The organism is Deinococcus arboris (genome assembly GCF_009755355.1).
GTDB lineage: Bacteria > Deinococcota > Deinococci > Deinococcales > Deinococcaceae > Deinococcus > Deinococcus betulae.
In genome coordinates this window covers 31,097-53,243 of record NZ_WQLB01000021.1, presented here as the reverse complement: position 1 = coordinate 53,243, position 22,147 = coordinate 31,097, and the positions used below count along the sequence as shown (strand labels likewise).

Genomic DNA, 22,147 nt, shown 5'->3' with positions numbered 1-22,147 from the left:
GGCGGCGGCTTGTGGAGGCTGCTGACCTGCGGCACACTGAGGCCCAGGAGGCCGCCCCCACCGTGTCCGAGCCGATTCATCCTGAGATTCAGGCCCAGTTGCAGGGCCTCTGGGCCGCTGTCCAGGCCGGTGGGCGGCCTGAACTGGTGCTGCTGGAAGGCGCGGCGGGCCTGGGCAAAAGCCACCTGGCCCGCGCGCTTTCTGACCACGCCGCGCGGGACCCGCAGGCGGCGGTCGCCCTGGCGGCACCGGGCGGCCTGATCGGCACCTTGCTGCTGGCCCTGCCCGAACTGCTGTCGTCGCGGGACCCGGCGTTTCTGGCGGCGGCCCGCCCCCATCTCAACCGCGACTGGCCGGCCACGGTGCCGCCGCCGGCCGGTCCCAGTGATCCGGCGGCCACCCTGGCCCGCGCGGTGGCCGGGGCCGTGGGCCGCGCGCGCCCGCTGCTGCTGATTGCCGAAGACCTGCACGACCAGCCGCAAGGGGCCCGCGCCTTTCTCAACACCCTCTGGACGCGGCTGCTGCTGGACGAGCGCCCCGCCCTGCTGCTGCTGACCACCCGCCCGCTGGCCGAGTATCCGGACGCCGCGCGCAGTGCCGAGGAACTGGGCCGCAGCGCCCAGCTGGCCCGCGCCGCCAGCGGGTCAGAGGTCACGGCGCTGACCCTCGCGCCCCTGGCAGACGGGAGCCTGGAGGTGCTGCTGCGCGCCGCGCTGGGAGGGGACCCGCCGCCGGGGCTGCTGGAGTGGCTGCGTGACCACGCTGAATGTCACCCTCTGCGCAGCGCCGAACTGCTGCGGGTGCTGCGCGAACGCGGCGCCCTGAGCCGCCACGAACACCACTGGCAGTTCTGTCCGCCGCCCGCCGGGTCGCTGCCAGGCTCGCTGGGGGCCGTGCTGCGCGAGCGGCTGCGCCCAGTCCAGGCGGCCCGCACGCCCTGGGCCGCCCTGAGTGCCCTGGCGGTGCTGGACGTCCCCACCCCAGAGCCGGCGTGGCGCGCCGTGGCGGGTCTGGGCCACGAGGCCTTCGCTCAGGCGCGCGACTGGCTGCTGCACCGCGACCTGGTGCGGCTGCACGGCGCAGGTCAGCCGGCCGAGTACACCTGCGCCCATCCGCTGTATCCGCCGCTGGTCCGCGCCGAACTGGACTGGGGCGTTCTGGAAACCCTGCACGCCCGCGCCGCGCAGGCCGACCTGGACGTGCTGGCCCGTGCCCGACACGCCCGGTTGGCGGCCCTGCCAGAGGCGCGCGCCCTGACCGAACAGGCCCTGGCCCTGGCCCAGCAGCGCGCCGCCCCGCACGAGGTGATCCGCGAGGCCCGCGCGCTGCTGGAGATGGCCCCAGCCCACGCCGCCGCGCAGGCGGCGCTGGTCGCCGCCCTGGACGCCCTGGGCCACTGGAACGAGGTGCTGACCGAAACAGCCCAGGACCCGGCCACGCTGCCCCTGACCCAGCTGGCCTTCCGGGCCCAGGCGCTGGCAGAGCGCGGACAGTTGCCGCAGGCCCTGGCGGCGGCGCGGCTGGGCCTGGCCCGCGCCGGGGAACTGGCCCCCGCCCCGCACCTGATGCTGGAAGACGTGCTGTACCGCACCCTGCTTCACCAGGGTCACCTGGACGAGGCCGAGGCCGGACTGACATCGGCCCTGGCCGGCAGCCTCGACCCGCTGCGGCGCATGCACCTGCTGGACATCCTGGCGCGGCTGCACCAGCGGCGCGGTGATTACCACCTGTGCCTGCACCTGTCGCGCGAGGCGGCAGCCCTGATTGCCGGGCAGCCTCCGGCGGACGGGGTGAGCGCCGGGCGCCACTGGCGGGCCTTGATGTCGGCCGGGTCCAGCGCTATTCACATGTCCCTGTGGGCTGAGGCCGAAACGCACCTGCGCGCCGCCCATGACCTGATCGTGCGCCAAGGCCACGTCGCCAGCCTGATGGTCGTAGAGGGCAATGTGGCTTATTTGCAGCTGATGCAGGGGGACTACCCCAGCGCCGAGGCCGGCACCTGGCGTCAGTACCACCGCGCGGTGGCCAGTGGCAACGCGCGGGTGGAGGCCGCCCTGCTGTGGAACCTGGGGATTTGCCGCCTGTGGCGCGGCGACCCTGGCGAGGCCCTGACCCTGATGCAGCGCTCCTGCGAGATCTGGCCCAGCGTGGGGGCCGCCAACCCCAGCGACTTTGCCGAGGCCCTGGCCCTGGCCGGCCGCCTGGATGAGGCGCGGGCGCAACTGGCCCTGCCCGACCACGACTTTTACCCTGACCACCCGAATTCCCGCGCGCGGGTTCACCTGCTGCTGGGGGACCCGGCGGCGGCGCTGGGCGAGGTGGCCCGCCTGCGCCCCGATGACGGCGCTGGCTTGCAGGCGCGCGCCGCCCTGATTCGCGCGCAGGCCCAGCTGGTGCGGGGCGACCCTGGCCAGGCCGGCACTGAACTGACGGTGGCCCTGGCCCACGCGCAGGCGGCCCAGCACCGCAGCGTGCTGGCCGAATGGCACCTGACCCGCGCCGTCTGGCAAGTGCGGCAGGACGAGGACGGCGCCGCCGCGTGGCAGACGGGCCTGGCGGGGGTGCAGGCGGTAGATGGGCAGGGCCACCTGATGTTCGTGCGCGGCTGTTTTCCGCAGGCTGCTGCGGCCCTGGACGCGCGGCCGGCGGCCGCAGTGCCGGCGGCCCAGACCCGCCTGAGGCTGCTGGGCACGGTGGCGGTGGAGCAGCCCGGCGGCGTCCGGCCCTGGCGGGCCAGAAAGGTCAAGGAACTGCTGGGCCTGCTGGTGTGCGCCCACTACGGCGAGGGTCACCCGGCCGCCCTGACCCGCGAGCGCCTGACCCTGGCCCTGTGGCCCGACGCCGACGAGGCCAGCGCCGAAGCCAGTTTCCGCAAGACCCTGACCCGGCTGCGCGAGGCGCTGGGCGGCGCCGCCACCCTGACCCGCACCGCGTACGGGTACGCGCTGGCTGGGGTGCAGGCCGACCTTGACGACTTTCTGGCGGCGCTGCACGCGGGGCAGGACGCCCAGGCGGCGGCGGCGTACGCGGGGCCGTTTCTGGGCGACCTCGACCTGCCAGCGGCAGGCGAACTGCGCGACGCCCTGCACGCCCGCTGGCGCGAGGTCACCCTGCGCCTGACCTACCACGACCCCCAGGGCGGGCTGCCGCACCTGCGCCGCCTGCTGGCCCACGACCCGCTGGATGTGGCGGCCACCCGCGCCCTGCTAGACGCCCACGAGCGCCTGGGCGAGCCGGAAACCCGTGCGGGGGCCCTGCGACGTGCCCAGACTCTCTTTCACGCCGCCCTGGGCGAGATTCCCCCCGAGCTGACGGCAGTGGCTGGATAACGCTGGTCTGCGTGCCGCTGGTTCTCAAGCTCCTGCTGAGGATTTCCTGTCGTCGCTAACGCTGACTTCCTGTCAAACGGTTTCCACGGCCTCATGCGCTGGACCGCTCAGGCGCGGCGTAAAGCCACTCGCCGCATTGGCCAGAAGGCACGGAGGCGGGTGGGCCACTGCCCGAGAACGAGCTGTGCAAAGAGAGGACGGGCGGCTTCGCTGGCCCAGCTTCTAGCCACCAGTTCTCCGCCTGGCGTAGCGGACCTGCTGGCGTGTTCTAAAAGTGAATAGCCTCCTGCTCAAAGGAAATTCTAAAAACGCTTCTCGCTGTGGCCATACCGCCCGGCATTGCAAATGCAGCCCTGAATCGCAAAAGGGAGAAAGAGGACTTCCTCAGGAAAGGACACGCCCTAGGTCGCCAGAAATGGTTCCGGCTCCTTGATGGGATTGGGACAGAGAGGTCCACCCAGAGGACATACACACATGCAGCTCCTGAACCTGCCTCCAGAGGGAAGGTGTAGACCTGGGTACGTCATCCCTCTACCGCACCCGGCGGTACAGCCCACTGAAACTCACGTTCAGGCCGCCACAGGTGCCACTGTCCAGCACCAGCAGCCAGGTGCCCACCGGCCACAGGGCGGCGGTGCAGTCGCCATCGGCATACAGCCAGGGGGCGGCCGTTCCGGCGCGGCGCAGAGGGCCGTTCAGATGGCCCGCGTTCACACTGCCGCCCGCCGTGGGGAACAGGGCCATGCCGGTCAGCCTCAACTGGTTGGCCTGGCGGGTCAGGGTCAGGCCCGCGTTGGCGTCCCGCTCCCAGGTGCCGGGGGTCAGGGTGCTGACCGTCAGAGGCTGCGTCTCCTGGTCGCGCAGCAGGCCCGTGCGAGAGGCGTCGCCGGGTACATAGGTGCAGCGCCGCCCACCCACGCTGGCGGCTTGCAGCACCAGGTCACCCGTCATGACGCCTGTGGGGTGCAGCTCGCCGCTGGCTAAGGTCAGGAGGGGGCGGCGGGCCGTCACCCGGGCGGGCCGCAGAGTGGCCGGGTCAAGGCCGTCCCAGAGGGCTGTGCAGGTAGGACCAGTGCTGACGGCCGCTCCCTGCGCGGCTGCTGGGGGCGCAGACAGCAGGGCGGCACTCAGCAGCAAGAGGCGGCGCATGGGGTCAGGGTAGCGCGTCCCAGGGCACAGGGCCGGGTGCGACCCCTCGGCCCTTTACCGAAGCAGCGGCAGCCCAAAGCCGTGCGCCTGCACCCGGGCGCACACCCACTCGAAGGCCTCTGGGTCAGCCACGAAGTCCAGTTCGTCGCCGGGAACGCGCACCACCGGGCAGGCGTCAAACCCGGCAATCCAGCTGTCGTACAGGCGGTTCAGGCCGCCCAGGTAAGCCTCGGGGATGTCCTGCTCGTAGGTGCGCCCGCGCTGGGCGATGCGCCGCTTCAGGGTGGGCAGCGCCGCGTCAATGTGAATCAGCAGGTCCGGCACCCGTAGCGCCGGCCGCACGCCCTCATACAGGCCGCAGTAGGTGGCCCAGTCGCGCGCCTCCATCTGCCCGCTTTCAAAGAGGTTGCGCGCAAAGATATTGGCGTCCTCAAAGACGGTGCGGTCCTGAATGACGTACCGCGCTCCTGTCACCAGATTCAGATGCTGCTCTAAGCGGCGCGACAGAAAATACACCTGCGAATGAAACGAGTACCGCCGCATGTCCTGGTAAAAGTCTTCCAGGTAGGGGTTGTCGGCATACGGCTCGTAGACCGGCCGCAGGCCGTAGCGCGCCGCGAGCATGCGCGTCAGGGTGCTTTTTCCGCTGCCGATGTTGCCAGAGACGGCGAGGTACATCAGCTCGCTCCGCTTGCGGTTCTGGGGAGTGGGGAAGAGGGCGTGGGACAAACTGGTTCTTTCCACTCCCCACCTACTTCTGACCACTGCCTGCTCATCAGTCGGCCGCCTGACCCGCGCCCAGCGCCGCGTCCACGGCAGCCAGCAACTGGGTCTCGTCGTCGGGGTTGTTCACGAAGTCCAGCCCGGCGGCGTCCACCGTCAGGTGAGGGTGTGGGTAACTGCGGAAATAGTCGTCGTAGCGCGCGGTCAGGTCGGCCAGGTACTCGGCTTTCATGTCCTGCTCGAAGGGGCGGCCCCGCAGGGCAATGCGGCGCAGGAGCTCATCGGTGTCGGCGCGCAGGTACACCACCAGGTCGGGCGTGGGCAGACGCGGCGAGAGGTGGCTGTACAGGTCTTCATACAGTGCAAACTCGGCGTCTTTCAGGTTCATGGCCGCAAAGATGAAGTCCTTGTCGAACAGGTAGTCACTGACCACCGAGTCGCGGTAGAGGCCGGGCTGCCACAGCGCCGAGAGCTGCTTGAAGCGCGACAGCAAAAAGAAAGCCTGTACCTGAAAGGCGTAGGCTTCCGGCTGGGCATAGAACCGGGCCAGAAAGGGGTTTTCCTCCACGATTTCCAGGTTCAGCTCGGCGCTGTGGCGCGCGGCCAGCCGCCGGGCCAGGCTTGTTTTTCCCACCCCGATGGGGCCTTCGACGACAACGTACATGACAGGCCAGAGCATAGCGCCCCCCACGTTCCTCAAGGGTGGATGAAGGCGCTTGACAGTTAAGAGCCGGGTGCCATGGCTTGCCGTCTGCCCTGTTTAGACCTCAGAACAGAATTGTCGGGTTCAGCCTTGGCCTGCCTGTCTTCCTGTTTTAGCGCTCTGATCAGGCCGCCGTTGGCAGTGGGGCCGGCGCCTCAGTGTCAGAGGCGGTGCGGGTCAGCAGGAGGGTTCCTGCACCCCAGCAGCCGCCCACCAACGCGGCGGCGAACGCCAGCGGCGGCAGGCTGATGCTGGCGGCCACGGCACTCAGGCCCAGCATGGCGCCCACCACATCCGGCAGGGGCAGCCGGGCGCGCACGGCCAGCGCCCGCCCGGCGTCGTAGGCACTGACACTCAGGCCCACAGCCGTTAGCAGCGCCGAGAGCGCCAGCGCAATCATGGCTGGCCCCAGCAGCCCCACCAGCGCCAGCCCTGCCGCCGGCCCCAGCAGGGCCGAGAGTGCCAGCACGCCCAGCGCCAGCGTCCGCACCGGGGCGTGCCGCTGGCGGCGGGCCAGTAGAGGCGCCAGCCCCGAGACAAACAGCAGCAGCAGGGCGCCGCCCGTCAGCGTCACGAACACCTGCGGCCAGGCGGCGCCGCCCAGCCAGCCCAGCACGGGCCGGAAAGCAGCGGCCGTCACCGCCCCGAGGCCAGGCGGCACCGGCGTTTCCAGGGCTTCCCGGTCACCAGGGGCGTGGCCCAGCAGGGCGTTCACGCGCCCCTGCACGCGGGCCCCAGCCGCGCGGCGCACGTCGCCCAGCAGCGTCACCACCTCGCCTGACACCTGGGCGCTGGGCTGCAACTCCACGTTGCCGCCCACCGCAATCACGTTGCCTCTCACCGGACCACTGACGACCACATCCTCCCCAAAGCGGATGGTGCCGCTCTGGGTGACCGCGTACAGGGCCGGCAGGGTCAGCACGGCGCTCAGGGCAAAGGCCAGACCTCCGTACCGCTGCGCCGCCGGGACTGGTCGCCACGCCACCAGCAGGCTGGTCAGCAGGGCCAGCCCCAGGCCCACCCCGGCCAGCGGCGACACCTGGGCCAGCAGGGTTTGCAGCACCAGCGCCCCTGCCGTCAGGTTGGGCCAGGCGCTGGAGACCGCCAGCACCGTCAGGGCCGTCAGCAGCGACCCCACCAGGATCAGGGGCGCAGGGTTGCGCTGCGTGCCAATGAGTGCGGCGGCGGCAGAGGGCACAGGCAGTGGCGCGGAGCCAGTGCGCGTCAGAACCTGCTCCTCGGCCAGGCGCTGGCTGACCTGCGCGGCCACACTGCGCGGCAGGACTGGTGCGGCGGCCTGAAGCCGCGCGGCAGTGGCAATCTCGGCGGCCACCTGTGGCGCCACCGAGTGCGGCAGCGCGGGGCCGGTCTGAAGGGCGTGGCTGACCCTCACCAGCTGCGAGACCTGGGCGGCCACGCTGCGCGGCAGGGCTGGGGGGGCGGTCAGCGCCAGCGTACAGTCCAGCTTCACCTCGGCTGCCACGGCTGCCGCCACCGAGGTCGGGGCCACAGGCAGAGGGGTTCGGAGCGCCGCGTGCAGCCGGATGTCCTGGGCCACCGCCGCTGCCACACTGCGGGGCAGGGGAGGGAGCACCGTGAGGGCGTGGGCCGCTGCGGCCAGCCGGTCCCGTTGCCGGGCCACCTCGGTCTGGTCCGGCACAGCCGCCAGGAGCGCCGCCTCTGCGGGCGTCAGGTCACCGTCCGCTTCCTGGTGAAGGAGGCGGAGCCACGGCGGCCCTGCCCTGAACATGTCAGTCTCCGCGCCCATACGGCCCCTCTACGGTGGAAGGTCGCCAGAGGTTCCCGCCGTGTCGCCTCAGACCGGCAACCCGTTCAGAAGGTGTCTGACGCCGTATATGGTCCACTCTTGCCCCCGGTTTTGCTCAGCAGGCGCACGCCACTAATTTCGATGGCCTTGCTGGCGGCTTTCAGCATGTCGTACACGTTCAGGGCGGCCACCGTCACGGCAGTCAGGGCTTCCATCTCGACGCCCGTGGGGGCCGTGGTGCGGACCCGCGCCCACACCCGCACGCCGCCCTCTTCCAGCGTCACGCGTACCTCGGCGCCCGTGACCGGGATGGGGTGGCACAGGGTCACCAGGTCGGCCGTACGTTTGCTGCCGGCCAACCCGGCCAGCTGGGCCACCACGAGCGGGTCGCCCTTGGGGCCCGCGCCGCTTTCCAGGGCCAGTCGGGCTTCGGGCGGCAGGCGCACCCACGCCTCGGCGGTGGCCTCGCGCGCGGTGGCCGCCTTGTCGCTCACGTCCACCATGCGCGGCTGCCCCCCCTGAAAGTGCGTGAGCTGGGTCACTCCTCGGGCACCTTCAGGTCTGCCAGGGCAGCAAACGGGTTCTGCTTGGCGTGCAGTGAGCCTTCGGGGGCGCCCAGGGCGTCGTCAATTTCTTCAACCGGGACCTGGGCCATGTGGGCGCACGGCCCTTCATTCAGGTCGTGGCCGCACACCTGACACAGACCCTTACACGCCTCGTCGTGCAGCACGCTCAGCGGCGCGGCCAGCAGGGTGGTTTCAGCCAGGTAGGCGCTTAGGTCCAGCTCCGGTGAGCTGAAGACGAGGACCTCCTCACCGGACTCGGCTTCTTCCAGGTAAGGCGCGTCGGCGCTGGGGTCGTGGCGCATCAGGGTGCCCAGGGTCAGGTCCAGGGGCACCGCCACGTCGCGCAGGCAACGGGCACACTCCATGACCACCACCGGCTCGAAGGACCCCTGCAAGTAGAGCTCATGGCCGCCCAGGGCATTGACGCTGACCTCGAACGGTGCGGGCTGGGCAAAGCGCAAGGTCAGCTTCTCGCCGCCCTGCTCATACTGGAGGTCATCAAGGGTGCCCTGGGCATGCGCGTCGTCCGAAGAGGCGCGCAGCACCGACCCCAGGTGAATTCGAGGTGAATCCGTCATGCGGTCATGATAGAGCGCCCAGGCTCACAGAACCCTGGCGGCGGCACGGTGCCCGGCCCCGGAACCTGAAACCCGAGCGGAGCTTGACAGCCGCTCGGCAGCCTCAGTCTCGGCGGCCCCGCTGGCCGCTGGGTGTGAACCGGCGGATGAACCCTGCCCGCCAGCACTGTCCACCGCGTTCAGGCCAGCTCGACCACGCTGGCGTCGCTGATGGTCAGCTTGTGGGCGCGCGGGATGGTGTGCCCGCCGCGCACCTGTGCACGCACGCCAATCAGACAGTCTTGCAGCCGCCGGTTCACATTCTCGATGCGCGCACCTTCGTCCACTACACTGTGCTCAACCTCGGCGCCGCGCACCACGCTGCCGTCGCCAATACTCGTAAAAGGTCCTATGTAGGCGTCCTCAATGACCACGTTGTCCCCCAGCATGACGGGACCGACAATCTTGCTGCGAACGACCCGTGCCGAGGCGGGAATGACCACGCGGCCGGTAATCTGCGACGCGCTGACCTCACCCTGAATGTTGGTTTCGGTGCGTTCCAGCAGTAGGCGATTGGCGTCCAGCAGGTCAGCGGGACGGCCCGTGTCCTTCCACCAACCTTTCACGGCCTGCCCTGTCACGGCGCAGCCCCGCTCAATCAATCCCTGGATCCCGTCGGTAATCTCGTATTCACCACGGGCCGAGGCCGGCATGCCGTCTAGTACAGAGAAAATCTCAGGTGTAAAGCAGTACAACCCGGCCACGGCGAGATTGCTGGGCGGGTTCTTGGGCTTCTCGACCAGCCGCGTGATGCGGGTGCCGTCCAACTGGGCCACCCCAAAGGCGGTGGGGTCTTCCACCTGCACAAGGGCAATGAGGGCACTGGGGCGCTCGGCCTGAAAGCGCTCTACAAAGGGCGCCGCCCCAAACTCAAAGAGGTTGTCGCCCAGATACACACAGAAGTCGTCCTGATCTACCCAGTCGCGGGCCGTCAGCACAGCGTGGCCCAGGCCGAGCTGCTCGTGCTGGTTAATCAGGGTGACCCTGACCTGCGAGACATGTTCTATGGCGTGCTGAATCTCGTCGCGGGTAATATCAGAAACCACGATGCCGATGTCAGAGATCCCCGCTGCTTGCAGCGTTTCCAGCGCGTGCTGGATGATGGGCTTGCCCGCCACGCGCAGCACAGGCTTAGGCCGGGTGTAGGTTAGGGGACGTAGACGTGTGCCCAGGCCGGCAGCGGGGATGATGGCTTTCATGAGCTTACTCTAGATCACCCTCACAGGGCGCGTTCTGTACTGAGGCGCCGTGGCGCGCAGCATTGGGGCCAGAGAGACCACACCCAATCATCAGCGGCGGCTTAATGAGGCGAATTTGCGCCGCGCGCGATCAACTGAGTCATCTTTTGGGATTATTATAGGGCGGCGTGACGTTTGAGAAGCACATAGAGCCGTCCCTTCTCAGAAAGTATTTCTGGGCAGCGGACGGTTTTTTATAGGAGCAGGGTATGAATAACAAGGAATCTCAAATCAGAGAGATCGACATTAGCTTTCTTTGGCGGGCCCTTAAACGCAATTTGATATGGGTACTTGCCATCCCAGCCCTGCTTGCTTTGGCCTCCTTTGCCTTCAGTCGTCAGCAGGCTGCCACCTATGAATCGGCGGCTACCCTAATTGCCAGCAACACTTCAACAACGCCAGATACAGTGGCAGGTCAAGCGACTGTCAGTGCGCCGCCGTTGCCAGAGGGTGTTTTGGCGCAGGCTCTTCAAAGTGAGCAAATTTTATTCCCTGTTCTTCGTTTGTTAGAACAGGACGACACTATTCCTGCAGAAGAGCGCGCACGTCTTGTGCAGGGTATCAGGCGGGAAATACAGGATCAAAAATTGAGAACCCTGAGTTTGACGTCCCGGTTAGATTTTAGTGGTAATGGAACCTACACTGTGTCCTCAAGAGCACGCACTCCAGAAGCGGCGCAGGCCTTGGCAAATCTCACCAGCGAGGCGCTAGTGGATTGGGACCGTGGCCGAGGCCTTACGACCATCAGGCGTGGCTTGCAAGGCTTTGATGCGCAGCTTGATGAAATCACCACTCAACTTAATGGTGGGGCCCTGAGCGTTGCGGAGCGGCAAACTCTCTCTACTCGTCGGGCACGTATTCAGGACAGCCGCGTTCAGTTGGCCATATTGGAAAATTCTGCTGTTGGTGTCTTGGCACCGCTGGTTACAGCCCAAACGCCGCGACTCCCGGTTTCACCTAAACCGCTGCGAAATGCCGTGCTAGCAGGCCTGGTTGGTCTTCTCCTCAGCGTAGCTGGGGCTGGCCTGGTCAGTGTATCGGACCGGACTGTAAGGACAGAAGAGGACTTGTTGCCTCTGGGCCTTCCCACACTTGCCACTCTGCCACGCATGCGGCAGCGGGACGTTCTGCTGCGCGGCATTGTTCGGGCAGCACGGCAGGCTGGTCTATACGAAGCGGTAGGGTTCCTGAAGGTGAATCTGATGGCCGCTCTGGCCAACCGTCCGCAGCCTGTGATCATGATTACTAGTACGGCTCCTGGCGAAGGCAAAAGCAGTGTGACTGCTACCCTAGCCGATGGCATGGCGGCCAGTGGCCAGAGAGTCCTGATTGTGGATGCTGATTTGCGCCGGGGGACTCAGGCCGCTGTCTGGAAGAAATACGACGAAACTGGCGCGTGGAAAGTCCTGGGGAGTAGTGGTGGTATCCGCACCACCCAGGAGGGACTGCTTAGACCGCACGAAGTGGAAGTCCTGCAAGTCGAGCCCAACCTAGATGTTTTGCCTGCTGGGCCTGGAACGGCCAACAGTTTGAGCGTATTTAACCAAGCAGATATTGCACAGGCGCTGGCGCTGTGGCGGCAATATTACGATGTGGTGTTGATTGACACGGCGCCGCTCCTGGCGTTGGCTGACGGTCTGGTTCTAGGCCCTTACACAGATGCTGTAATTATGGTTGTGGAATATGGTCAGACAAACGTTCACGGCGCTGCGAACGCGCTAAGAAGAGCCGAGCGGGCCGGCCTCAAGGTAATTGGCTCGGTGATTAATAAAGCTAACCTTCGTGAAGAGAGCACTTACAATTATTCTTACTCTTACAGCCCTGCCGAAAGGGCGTGAGGCTATACCAACGGGGACCAGAGTGCAATGACCATTAGTGAGCGCCATTTGCGTCGGGCGTCAAGGATTACCTTTGCCGGCACACTTCTTAACTTCTCGGTCCTGACTTTTCAACTTCTTTTTCTTACGCCACTTCTGATTCGTACTGTTGGAACCAAACTTAATGGCGCGTGGGTAGCATCAGGGGACCTGCTCTTGTGGCTTCAGGCTTTTGATTTTGGCCTGACCAATTATGCGATTCAGAAGATGAGTACAGCTTATGCTCAAGAAGATTCGCAGGAGCTGAGTGCTTGGTTTTCCAGCACACTGGTCCTTCTGCTTACCTTAGCCGTCGTCGTCGTTGTCATCGGCTCTCTGGGAGCAGACCTCGTATACCAACCTTTTCAATTAGATAATGCCGCGAAAAGTGACTTGGCGGCAGCCTTTGTGTGGGGGTTGTGGGCAGTGGCGCTTACGATTGTGACCTATGCGTTCACTGGCCTCGCACGGGCCTTACAGGCTCCCTTGATCACCATGGGTGCTGTGGTCTGTGGCAGTGTCCTGGGCATGGGTATGAGTTGGTGGGCTCTACTGCATGGAGCTGGCATTCGGGCCATTGCTTATGGCATGTTCGTTAGGGCACTGATAGGGCTGATAGGAGGGATAATCGCCTTCGGGCTCTTTCAGCGTGAGCGGCTGGTGCGTATGGCGCCGCCAGGCCGCCACCAGCTCAGAGAAGGCCTGGCGGTGATGCCTTACAGTGGTCTGGGTGCGCTGGGGTACGCCGTCAGCAATCAGAGCGATAATTTTCTTGTGGGGTCTTTGTTCGGTGCCCACATCGCAACACAGTTCAATACCATGAGGCGAACAGCCGATGTAGCCAGAAGCGTTATTGAGACATTAGGGGCGGCCAATTTCGCGGGCTTTGCACACCTCTTTGCACGGCATGGAGCAGACGGCAGCCAGACTGCTTACCGCCGGCTGCTGCACTTGCATAGTGTCTTATCGCTGGCACTTGGTGGAAGCTTCGTGGTGCTAAACGAGTGGTTTGTGGGATGGTGGATTGGCCCCCAGTTTTACCTGGGCGGCGCAGTGAATACCCTCATGGCAATCCAGATGTTTTTGACTACACGGTCCTATCTGCACAATACCCTTAACCGCGCCATGGCGCCGTCTCGGCTGGCGTTCGCTGTGCTCATGGTTGAGGCACTCGTGAAAGTAAGCCTAGTATTGGTGTTAGGGCGAGCATTTGGCGTGAGTGGGCTGCTTCTGATTGGTCTGTGCGTCGCTATGCTGAGTCTGCTCATTATGTCCGCGAGGAACGCTACGCGTCTGAACACTCCTGACAGACAGTGGCTACTTGTGCTTGGGGCCTTGGTGATAGTGGGTTTTATTAGAGAACGGAGTATAGAATGGTCGTTCGCTGTGTTTGTTGTCCTTGTTGGCTCACTGCTACTTCAGCTCTATATAAACAATAAGGATGCGAAAAGTGAGTAGGCTGTCATTTCTAAAACTCATGGCGCCACTCCTTTTATTTGAGCTATATCTGCTTTTGACTATATTACTATTCCGGTTCGGGCCATGGAAGTACTATAATCAGAATAGCAATGAGATATTCTTTTTTGCTCTGCTTTATCAATCTTCAATTGCATTAGGATACGTCATTGCACACGTCCTTTATCGCAAACCTATTAAGCAAGATGTAAATCTGCGCCAGGTATTCACGATATCTTTAATCGTTAACTTTCTTATTTTCCCTTTAACTTCTCTGGCGCGTACAGGGATTCTCCTTCCTGACTTTTTTGGAGGGCTTAGAGCACCTGGTGAGGCGTATGCTCGTTCGCTTATTTATAGAGAAACGGGTGCGGGAGCTGTCATCGAATATATCCGCATTTTTCTAGGACCCCTAATTTACATCTACTTTCCTCTATCTATATTTTACTGGAATCAGATTGGTCGGAAGACCCGATTTTGGTCTGTCATCTTAATTATGATGAATATCGCTCTGTTTGTGGCCATGGGTACGAATAAAGCAATAGGTGATTATGCCGTCACTATACCTATTCTCTTATTAACTGCTGTAGCTGCGGGACTTCTTAAGCTTACCGTAAGGCGTATAGTATTTGGCGTTCTCTTGATATTGGTATTGGCAGGCATTTTCACTAGCTTCTTCTCGGCCACCATGAGTTCGAGGGCAGGTTCGTCCATTGTTTCTGGCTATTTTCCGCCGGGCAACACACGGGTAGACCCACAGAATGCGCTGCTCCAAGCAGTGCCGGAGGCAAGTCGAACACTAGTAGTCGGCCTTTCAAACTACATTACCCAAGGCTATTTCGCTATGGGCTTGGCTCTGCGTGAACCTTTCATACCTCTATATGGTTTGGGGACATCTCCATTCATTTTGCGTCAGTACGAGACCCTTACGGGCATACATGATTTCGAAGAACAAACCTATCCTGCGAGGATAGAGAAATATGGCTGGCTAAAGGAGAGGTACTGGTCATCTATGTATCTCTGGCTTGCTTCCGATCTGGGATTTTGGGGAATTCCTCTGTTCTGCATTTTGTTTGGAATAGTCCTCTACACGACTTGGCGTGACACTATAGAATCTAGAAATATTTGGGCTCTGAATCTTGTTGCCTTGCACGTCACCGTTTTGTTCTATTTCTCGTCGAATAATCAGATAGGACAGAGTGGTGAAGCGCTCTGGACGTATCTCGCCATTTTCTTCATGTGGGCCGTGAGCCGTCAGGGTATACGCTTTACTATGGCCAGTCGGAGATTGACATGACGCAACGCCCCATCAAAATTCTGTTTGTTGGCAGTGTCGTACCTGACACAGCCATGTACCGTACGTCTGCTTTTTCAAGAGCAGGCAATCTGGCGCAACAAGGTTTGCTTGACGGCATGGCAGATGAGGGAGCCGAATTGACCGTGCTTGGCTTTCAACCTGTTCCTGCTTTTCCTAGAGGGAAACAACTGTGGATTCAGGGAAGTTGGCTGGGTGGAAGGCATCAGCAGCGCCTCATTTCCTTCGTCAATCTGCCTTACGCAAAACAGCTCTCGCTGGCAGGGGGCATCCTGACTGGCACTTATGCTCTCAGCAGGCGTAGTCGGCCCCAGGTTCTGATGAGTTATAACGTCAACACATTTGTGGCGGCGCCCCTCATCGTACTTTCCAAAGTTCTGCGAATTCCTTACATTCCAGTTGTCTACGATGTCGATGTTCCTGGGGCCACTGTTGCCAATGGCCTGTTCCAGCGGGGGGAATACTGGTGGGCTGGTCGCGTGTTACCAAAGCTGGCTGGGGCTGTGGTAGGAACGGAACTCATTAGCCGTGAATTGATGCCTGACCGGCCCACACTGGTGGTAGAAGGTGGACTGAACTGGCAGCAGCAGCAATATGCGCCGGAAGTAGTAGCCAGTGATGACACATTCAACATTGTTTTTGCAGGTGCTCTGGAAGCTTACAATGGTGTGGACGTTATGATAGACGCTTTGGCCTGGCTTCCTGCAAATGTCCGCCTACATGTGGCAGGTCAAGGCCGACTTCAGACCGCTGTGCAGACTGCGGCCGCGCGCGATAGTCGCATCTTGTATCACGGTTTGTTGGATATGGATGGACTGCGTCAACTCTATGCACGCAGTGACGTATTAGTGAATCACCGCAGCGATAAACGCCTTGACAGCCGGTATGTTTTTCCATCCAAGCTCATCGAATATCTAGCTCTGGGCCTGCCTGTTGTCTCAACGCACTTTAGAAGCCTACCAAAGGACTATCTACCCTTTCTGCATCTGATACCTGACGAATCTCCAGATGCATTGGCAAAATCCATTGAGCAGGTGATGATCTCAAATCAAGAGGCCCGCTTACGGGCACAAAACGCACAAACGTTCGTCCACAAGCAGAAGGCCTGGTCATTTCAAGGCCAACGTATTTTGGGTTTCCTGAGAGGCTTCCTTTGAAGACAACACTGAACTATGACGTTCTAATAGTACTAGATTACTATTTGCCCGGCCATAAGGCTGGTGGGCCAGTCACCACTATTGCTAACCTCACGACCTTGCTGGGAGACCAATTACGCTTCCTCATTTTAACGCGCCGCAAAGATATTGATGGAACGGTCTACCAACATCTACCAGCAGGGCAAGTGACGCGGGTGGGGCAGGCTGACGTCCTATACCTAGATGAGCCGGAACTATCTCTGCGGGACTTAATGCAATATGCCCAAATCTCTGGGGCGCGAACAGTATATCTAAATTCTTTCTTCTCGCCTCTAAGCTTCTCATTTCTACTATTACGTCGCTTAGGTGTTATAAAGATGCAGCTCATTTTAGCACCGCGAGGTGAATTTTCTCTTGGTGCGTATTCTATAAAAAAGTGGAAAAAAGATATATATAGAGTAGTCTTAAATAAGATGAAAATATTAGATAATATTTATTGGCATGCTTCAACTTCTCATGAATTAGAGGATATTAGGCATGTTATTGGAAATGTAAAGGATATTTTTGTGGCACCGGACCCTTTTATGTTGGGCGAATTTGTAGTGGGGGATCACTTATATGACTTAGCTTACATATCACGCATCACTCCGAAAAAGAACTTACATTATTCTTTGGAATGTCTTGCGATGTGCAAGCAAGAGGTCAGCTTAGACATTTATGGTCCGATTGAGGATGAAGCCTATTGGAGACTATGTCGGCAGAAGATCAGCGCTTTGCCACCGCATATAACTGTGAAATATTGTGGTCTTCTAGAATATGACCAGGTGCGCCCTACTTTCGCTAAATACAGCGCGTTTCTTTTTCCCACCCAAGGCGAAAATTACGGCCATGTTATTCCTGAAGCACTGTCGGCAGGAACGCCCGTAATTCTCAGTGATCAAACACCCTGGCAAGATTTAGAGGAAGCTGGCATAGGCTATGTCATACCCCTCAATCAGCCCAAGAGATTTGCCCAGGCCATTGAAGCTTTGTTGCACTGTTCCGCTGATGAGCGGCAGGTCAGGGCTGAACGGTGTGTTGCCTATGCACGTGCAGTAGAAGGCCAGGAGGAGGTTCGTGAACAGAACCTTCAGCTTTTCTCTCAACCATTCAGAAGAGGTTAAAAATGAACGCTCAAGATTTTAAAGGTAAGACCGTCCTCATAACAGGCGGTACAGGGTCTTTCGGTCACGAATTTTTAGACGTAATCCGCGAAACCGATGTTAAGGAAATTCGCATTTTTAGTCGTGACGAATTAAAGCAAGAACTGATGCGCTTAAAACTGAAAGATGCACGTATCCGTTTCTATATTGGTGATGTTCGTGAGCGTGACAGTGTAGATCAGGCTATACGAGGAGTTGATCTTGCTTTTCATGCTGCTGCTCTGAAGCAAGTGCCCTCCTGTGAATTCTTTCCTATGCAGGCGCTTATGACGAATGTGGTCGGCTCACACAATGTGGTCGAATCTGCTATTAATCATCAGATTGAGTCCTTGGTTTGCTTGAGTACGGATAAGGCTGTGCTGCCCGTCAATGCGATGGGTATGACCAAAGGTTTAATGGAAAAAGTAGCGCAAGCAGCGGCTCGACAGTTGAATGAAGGTGAGACCAAGATTAGCTGTGTGCGCTATGGCAACGTCATGTATTCACGTGGCTCGGTGATTCCGCTGTTTATCAATCAGATGAAACAGGGTCAACCACTAACTGTCACTGACCCACAGATGACCCGGTTTCTGCTGTCATTGCGCAGCGCTATCGACCTGGTCTTATTTGCCTTTCAAAATGCTCGGCAGGGCGATATCTTTGTGCGAAAAGCGCCAGCTAGCACAGTTCAGGACCTTGCTCAGGCGCTGAAAAATCTTTTCAAATCTGACGTGCCGATTGAAGTCATTGGCACTCGCCACGCCGAGAAACTCTTTGAAACCTTGACTACGGCCGGCGAGCTAATGCGGGCCGAAGATATGGGCGACTATCTGCGTGTATTCATGGATGATCGGGATTTGAATTACGCAAAATACTTCACCGAGGGTCAACCCGACGAGCAAGCTGTGGAGGACTACACTTCACACAATACTGAGCGTCTGACAGTACCTCAGATAGAACAACTGCTATTGTCTTTGCCTGATGTACAGCGCGAGCTGACTTTGGTGGGACGCCAGTGAAACGCATGAAGGTGATGACTGTTGTGGGCACTCGTCCAGAGATCATCCGACTTTCCCGCGTTATCGCTGTATTAGATAAGCACACCGATCATGTGCTTATTCATACCGGTCAGAATTTTGACTACGAGCTGAATGAGATTTTCTTCCATGAACTGGGTGTTCGTCGACCAGACGCCTTTCTGAATGCTGCTGGGAGCAGCGCCGCAGAAACGATAGGCCAGGTGCTTATCAAGGTTGATCCATTCTTGGAAGAATATCAGCCAGAGGCGTTGTTGCTGCTTGGAGATACAAATAGCTGTTTGGCAGCTATCCCTGCCAAGCGGCGCAAGATTCCTATCTTTCATATGGAGGCGGGCAACCGGTGTTATGACCAGCGTGTCCCTGAAGAAACCAACCGCAAGATTGTTGATCACACAAGCGATATTAATCTGCCTTATAGTGATATTGCGCGCGAGAATCTTTTGAGGGAAAACTTTGACCCGGCCCGGGTCATAAAGACAGGAAGTCCGATGTTTGAAGTGCTTTCGTACTACCGCAATCAAATTGATGCCTCGGCCATTCTGACTGAGTTGGGCCTCAAGCGCAGTGAGTATTTCGTGGTGAGTGCTCACAGAGAAGAGAATGTAGACGCGCCCGAGCGTCTGGCTGCGCTGGCTGCCACTCTTAATGCCCTAGCACAGCAGTACGAACAGCGGATTATCTTCTCAGCACATCCTCGTACTCAGAAGCGAATTGCGGCGGCGGGTCTCACCTTTGACCCCAGAGTGGAAATCATGAAACCACTGGGGTTTTTCGGCTACGTTCATCTTCAAATGCACGCGCGGGCTGTGTTGTCTGACAGCGGCACTATCAGTGAGGAAGCTTCTATTCTGAACTTCCCAGCGTTGACGCTGCGTGACACGCACGAGCGGCCTGAAGGCATGGAAGAAACTGCAGTGATAATGACTGGCCTGAACCCTGAGCGAGTGGTGCAGGCGGTCGCTGTGCTTGACAGTCAGGGGCGGGATGACGCCCGGCACCTGCGGCTGGTGGCGGATTACAGTATGCCCAACGTCTCGGACAAAGTGCTGCGCCTGATTTTGAGTTATACAGACTATGTTAACCGGTACGTGTGGCACAAGGCGTAAAGGACATGTCCCAACCTGAAACGGTGCTGGTTGTCGGCGCCAGCGGCTTCGTCGGCCGAACACTCTGCCAGGTGTTGTTGGACCGGGGGTACCAGGTCATAGCGGCGTCCCGCACTGGGCACCATCTTCCAGCCGGTGTCGTCCACCAGCCACTGGCAGATTTGAACGGCGCGATAGACTGGCTTCCCCTACTTCACGGCGTGAGCCACGTGGTGTATCTGGCCGCCCGGGTTCATGTCATGAACGATGAACTCTCTGACCCGTTGTCAGCGTACCGTGCCCTGAATACGGCAGCTCCTGTGGCACTGGCACGCGCCGCTGCCCCTGCAGGAGTCCACCGCTTTGTCTATCTTAGCTCTGTTAAGGTCAACGGTGAGGCCAGTGTGAGACCACTAACAGAGGATGACCTTCCGGTGCCCACCGACTCTTATGGTCAGTCCAAATGGGAGGCAGAGCAGCAACTGCTCATCCTGGGTGCCCAGACTGGCTTGTCTGTCAGTATCTTACGGCCCCCTCTGGTTTATGGACCGGGCGTCAAGGCCAACTTCTTACAGTTGGCGTGGGCCGTTGCCCGTGGAGTTCCTCTACCGCTAGCTGCCGTTCAGAACGCTAGGAGTATGGTGTATGTAGGTAACCTTGCAGACGCCATTGCATTTATGCTGGGTACATCAAGTACTAGCGGGCAGGTGTTTTTCGTCACAGACGGACAGGATCTCTCAACCCCCGATGTAGTTCGGGGATTGGCTCAGTCGCTGGGTCGCTCTGCGCGGCTGTGGCCTCTTTCTGTCAGCGCCCTAAAGCTTGCTGGTCAGCTGCTGGGACGTCAGGCCATGGTGCAGCGGCTGACCGATTCTTTACAAGTGGACTCTGCTCGCCTGCGCCGTCTAGGATGGCAACCCCCTTTTACTGCACAAGAAGGCCTTAGCGCCACAGTAAGAGCTCTGGTGACGCCGCAGCCCACTGCCCAGCCCTGGCGATTAACCATACGGCAACGGGTGTATCTCAAGGGTCGCCGCGTTACTGAGCCGCTCCTGGCCGGTGTACTGCTGCTGTGGTTGCTGCCCGTGCTGCTGCTGATTGCTCTAGGTATCCGGGTAACCAGCCCGGGGCCGGTGTTGTTTTTGCAAACTCGGGCTGGACGTGGACACCGGCCGTATACGATTTTCAAGTTCCGGACTATGCGGGCCGGTGCGCCGGAGCTGTCAACAGAAGACATGCGGCGTCAGGGGCTAAGCCTGGTAACGCCCTTTGGCGCGTTTTTGCGCCGCACCAGTCTTGACGAGTTGCCTCAACTCCTGAACGTGGTGCGCGGCGAGATGAGCTTTGTTGGCCCGCGGCCTGCACTATTGACCCAAATTCCAGTCCTCAGTGGACGGGCAGCGCACGGGGTCGATCAGTTGCCTCCAGGTATCACTGGGCTTGCTCAAGTCACTGGACGCGACGACTTAGCCGACGAAGAGAAGGTCAAGCGAGACGTCACCTATCTGAGGCATGTGGATTTGCTGACTGATTTGCTTATTGTGTGGTCTACCCTGCGTAGCGTATTTAGAGGGAGGGGAACATACTAGGCGTAAGGAGGTCGGCATCTCCTTGCACTCTGGGCGCTTCCACAATGCAATGTCAAAAGATAATGGTGTCGTGGTGACATGACTCTGTAAAGAGTCAAGTCTGTTTTCTTGTCCTGCCAGTTTGATCAGCTTAGTATGAACTCCGACCCCATCGTTTACAAAAACGATTCAATCCAACGGAAGGATAAGGAGCTAACTGGCTTGGCGTGTGCAAGAGAGGCACTGTGCCAATTTATAGACGAAGTAGACGACATCCGCATTAAACCGTAGTTGCCCGAGTGAACTGAAAGAGCTAGGGCAATGTGTTTCCGAGCCAGATATTGATACCGGCATAAGTTGGAATTCATCAGTTGGCGAGGCAGGTCAATGTATCGGACCCGCTGCCAGGCAACCACGAGCTTCGCCTTCAGCACGGCCACCGAGCGGGCACAGAAGGTACATGCCGTTTGACATACGCCCACACCAGCTCGATTGGGTTCAACTCCGGGGCATAGGGCGGCAAAAACACCAGTGACAGGCGTTCGTGGAGATCCACGAACGCCTGGGTGACTTTGGAGCGGTGAATACTCGCGTTGTCCAGCACCACCACGATCTCCCCCTGGACATGGCGCAGCAGATGCTGGAAGAACCTGTTGACCTCCCCACTCCGGATCGCCCCTGATTTCGTGTGCTGGAAGAATCTCCCGTCCGAGGTGATCGCCCCAATGGTCGAGAGTTTCTCCCAGTTGGCCGGGAGCGTGACCAGGGGCGTGACGCCCCTGGTCGACCACGTCCGTCTCCACACACCTTTCAAGGAGAAGCCGACCTCATCCAGGTAGACGAGCGTCGCGCCCTCAGTGACCTTTTTTCCCAACTCCGGCGCCACCTGTTCCCGCCAGGACGCGATCCGGAGTTCATTGCGCTCAGCCGCCCGTCCATCTGGCATCTGAGGCGTGAAGCCCAACTGGCGAAGGATTTTCCGGACATGGTCGTGGTGGTACCACACCTTAAAGTGCCGCCCGATCAGGTCCGTGACTCGCCTAGTGCTCCACGTCTCGTCGGGGAAGCCGTGCTGCAAGGCACCCTCCCGCAGGAGGGTGCGAAGGCGCTCGAGCTGGGTGGCCGTGAGTCGAGAAGGCCGTCCGGTCGTCACCGTGGCCTGAAGACTCCCTATGCGTTTCAGGCGTTTCTTCCAATTACTGACGGTGTGCACCGAAACCCCGAAGTGCTGGGCAATCTCCTGCTGTGAATGCTGGCCCTTTTGAAGCCACGGCGTCGCAGCCAGCCGGCGTTCTTCCAGCTGGGCACGGGAGTACTTGGAAGGATGCCATTCGGCCACGCCGCCAGCCTATCAGCCCATACTTACGCCGCTATCAATATAACACTAGACCTCCTGCGAAAGTGCCGGACTATGCTGG

Annotated in this window: 16 protein-coding genes and 1 pseudogene; 9 read left to right on the top strand and 8 right to left on the bottom strand. The window is 60.4% G+C overall.

Going from position 1 to position 22,147, the window contains the following annotated elements; genetic code table 11:
• Positions 1-11 precede the first annotated feature (11 nt).
• Positions 12-3,329, top strand: coding sequence for an ATP-binding protein (locus GO986_RS14630; RefSeq protein WP_157460048.1), 3,318 nt, complete (start codon positions 12-14; stop codon positions 3,327-3,329).
• Between the two features lie 531 nt (positions 3,330-3,860).
• On the opposite strand, the gene GO986_RS14625 is transcribed toward GO986_RS14630, so the two are convergent.
• The 7 genes from GO986_RS14625 to GO986_RS14595 all read right to left on the bottom strand — a co-directional run bounded on the left by GO986_RS14625 (position 3,861) and on the right by GO986_RS14595 (position 10,054).
• Positions 3,861-4,478, bottom strand: coding sequence for a hypothetical protein (locus GO986_RS14625; RefSeq protein ID WP_157460047.1), 618 nt, complete (start codon positions 4,476-4,478; stop codon positions 3,861-3,863).
• 54 nt (positions 4,479-4,532) lie between these two features.
• Positions 4,533-5,156, bottom strand: a complete 624-nt coding sequence (locus GO986_RS14620) for a deoxynucleoside kinase (RefSeq protein ID WP_157460046.1) — start codon at positions 5,154-5,156, stop codon at positions 4,533-4,535.
• Between the two features lie 97 nt (positions 5,157-5,253).
• Entirely contained in the window at positions 5,254-5,865 is a 612-nt protein-coding gene (locus GO986_RS14615) for a deoxynucleoside kinase (RefSeq protein WP_157460045.1), read from the bottom strand.
• 163 nt (positions 5,866-6,028) lie between these two features.
• Positions 6,029-7,672: a polymer-forming cytoskeletal protein gene (locus tag GO986_RS14610; RefSeq protein ID WP_232337815.1), complete on the bottom strand. Its 1,644-nt coding sequence runs from the start codon at positions 7,670-7,672 to the stop codon at positions 6,029-6,031.
• Between the two features lie 65 nt (positions 7,673-7,737).
• A complete protein-coding gene (gene moaC / locus GO986_RS14605) occupies positions 7,738-8,214 on the bottom strand; it encodes a cyclic pyranopterin monophosphate synthase MoaC (RefSeq protein WP_439648714.1) in 477 nt (158 codons plus the stop codon).
• A complete protein-coding gene (locus GO986_RS14600; RefSeq protein ID WP_157460044.1) occupies positions 8,211-8,816 on the bottom strand; it encodes a DUF177 domain-containing protein in 606 nt (201 codons plus the stop codon). The genes moaC and GO986_RS14600 overlap by 4 nt, the downstream gene beginning before the upstream one ends.
• A 179-nt stretch (positions 8,817-8,995) precedes the next feature.
• Complete coding sequence (locus GO986_RS14595; protein WP_157460043.1) at positions 8,996-10,054, bottom strand: glucose-1-phosphate thymidylyltransferase; 1,059 nt, start codon at positions 10,052-10,054, stop codon at positions 8,996-8,998.
• A 248-nt stretch (positions 10,055-10,302) separates the two neighbouring features.
• Between GO986_RS14595 and GO986_RS14590 the strand changes: the two genes are divergently transcribed.
• The 8 genes from GO986_RS14590 (at position 10,303) to GO986_RS14555 (ending at position 20,750) form a co-directional block, all read left to right on the top strand.
• Positions 10,303-11,931, top strand: a complete 1,629-nt coding sequence (locus GO986_RS14590; protein ID WP_157460042.1) for a polysaccharide biosynthesis tyrosine autokinase — start codon at positions 10,303-10,305, stop codon at positions 11,929-11,931.
• A gap of 27 nt (positions 11,932-11,958) precedes the next feature.
• Positions 11,959-13,407, top strand: coding sequence for a lipopolysaccharide biosynthesis protein (locus GO986_RS14585; RefSeq protein ID WP_157460041.1), 1,449 nt, complete (start codon positions 11,959-11,961; stop codon positions 13,405-13,407).
• Positions 13,391-14,701, top strand: a complete 1,311-nt coding sequence (locus GO986_RS14580) for a hypothetical protein (RefSeq protein ID WP_157460040.1) — start codon at positions 13,391-13,393, stop codon at positions 14,699-14,701. The genes GO986_RS14585 and GO986_RS14580 overlap by 17 nt, the downstream gene beginning before the upstream one ends.
• Entirely contained in the window at positions 14,698-15,876 is a 1,179-nt protein-coding gene (locus GO986_RS14575; RefSeq protein WP_157460039.1) for a glycosyltransferase, read from the top strand. The genes GO986_RS14580 and GO986_RS14575 overlap by 4 nt, the downstream gene beginning before the upstream one ends.
• Before the next feature lie 98 nt (positions 15,877-15,974).
• The gene (locus GO986_RS14570) at positions 15,975-17,018 is read left to right on the top strand and encodes a glycosyltransferase (protein WP_157460038.1); all 1,044 of its coding nucleotides are present in this window, start codon (positions 15,975-15,977) and stop codon (positions 17,016-17,018) included.
• Positions 17,019-17,020: 2 nt separating this feature from the next.
• Entirely contained in the window at positions 17,021-18,055 is a 1,035-nt protein-coding gene (locus tag GO986_RS14565; protein ID WP_157460037.1) for a polysaccharide biosynthesis protein, read from the top strand.
• Positions 18,056-18,060: 5 nt separating this feature from the next.
• Positions 18,061-19,182, top strand: coding sequence for a non-hydrolyzing UDP-N-acetylglucosamine 2-epimerase (gene wecB, locus GO986_RS14560; protein WP_232337820.1), 1,122 nt, complete (start codon positions 18,061-18,063; stop codon positions 19,180-19,182).
• Between the two features lie 5 nt (positions 19,183-19,187).
• Complete coding sequence (locus GO986_RS14555) at positions 19,188-20,750, top strand: hybrid nucleoside-diphosphate sugar epimerase/sugar transferase (protein ID WP_157460036.1); 1,563 nt, start codon at positions 19,188-19,190, stop codon at positions 20,748-20,750.
• A 347-nt stretch (positions 20,751-21,097) separates the two neighbouring features.
• On the opposite strand, the pseudogene GO986_RS22620 reads toward GO986_RS14555, so the two are convergent.
• A pseudogene (locus GO986_RS22620) lies at positions 21,098-22,068 on the bottom strand (IS630 family transposase); the annotation flags it as partial.
• Between the last annotated feature and the right edge of the window lie 79 nt (positions 22,069-22,147).

Excerpts from the sequence above, each read along its gene's own strand:
- GO986_RS14585 (WP_157460041.1), top strand. The coding sequence starts at position 11,959 with ATGACCATTAGTGAGCGCCATTTGCGTCGGGCGTCAAGGATTACCTTT.
- GO986_RS14610 (WP_232337815.1), bottom strand. The coding sequence starts at position 7,672 with ATGGGCGCGGAGACTGACATGTTCAGGGCAGGGCCGCCGTGGCTCCGC.
- GO986_RS14595 (WP_157460043.1), bottom strand. The coding sequence starts at position 10,054 with ATGAAAGCCATCATCCCCGCTGCCGGCCTGGGCACACGTCTACGTCCC.
- GO986_RS14620 (WP_157460046.1), bottom strand. The coding sequence starts at position 5,156 with ATGTACCTCGCCGTCTCTGGCAACATCGGCAGCGGAAAAAGCACCCTG.
- GO986_RS14580 (WP_157460040.1), top strand. The coding sequence starts at position 13,391 with ATGCGAAAAGTGAGTAGGCTGTCATTTCTAAAACTCATGGCGCCACTC.
- GO986_RS14615 (WP_157460045.1), bottom strand. The coding sequence starts at position 5,865 with ATGTACGTTGTCGTCGAAGGCCCCATCGGGGTGGGAAAAACAAGCCTG.
- GO986_RS14565 (WP_157460037.1), top strand. The coding sequence starts at position 17,021 with ATGAACGCTCAAGATTTTAAAGGTAAGACCGTCCTCATAACAGGCGGT.
- GO986_RS14555 (WP_157460036.1), top strand. The coding sequence starts at position 19,188 with ATGTCCCAACCTGAAACGGTGCTGGTTGTCGGCGCCAGCGGCTTCGTC.
- GO986_RS14590 (WP_157460042.1), top strand. The coding sequence starts at position 10,303 with ATGAATAACAAGGAATCTCAAATCAGAGAGATCGACATTAGCTTTCTT.
- wecB (WP_232337820.1), top strand. The coding sequence starts at position 18,061 with ATGAAGGTGATGACTGTTGTGGGCACTCGTCCAGAGATCATCCGACTT.
- GO986_RS14625 (WP_157460047.1), bottom strand. The coding sequence starts at position 4,478 with ATGCGCCGCCTCTTGCTGCTGAGTGCCGCCCTGCTGTCTGCGCCCCCA.
- GO986_RS14600 (WP_157460044.1), bottom strand. The coding sequence starts at position 8,816 with ATGACGGATTCACCTCGAATTCACCTGGGGTCGGTGCTGCGCGCCTCT.
- GO986_RS14575 (WP_157460039.1), top strand. The coding sequence starts at position 14,698 with ATGACGCAACGCCCCATCAAAATTCTGTTTGTTGGCAGTGTCGTACCT.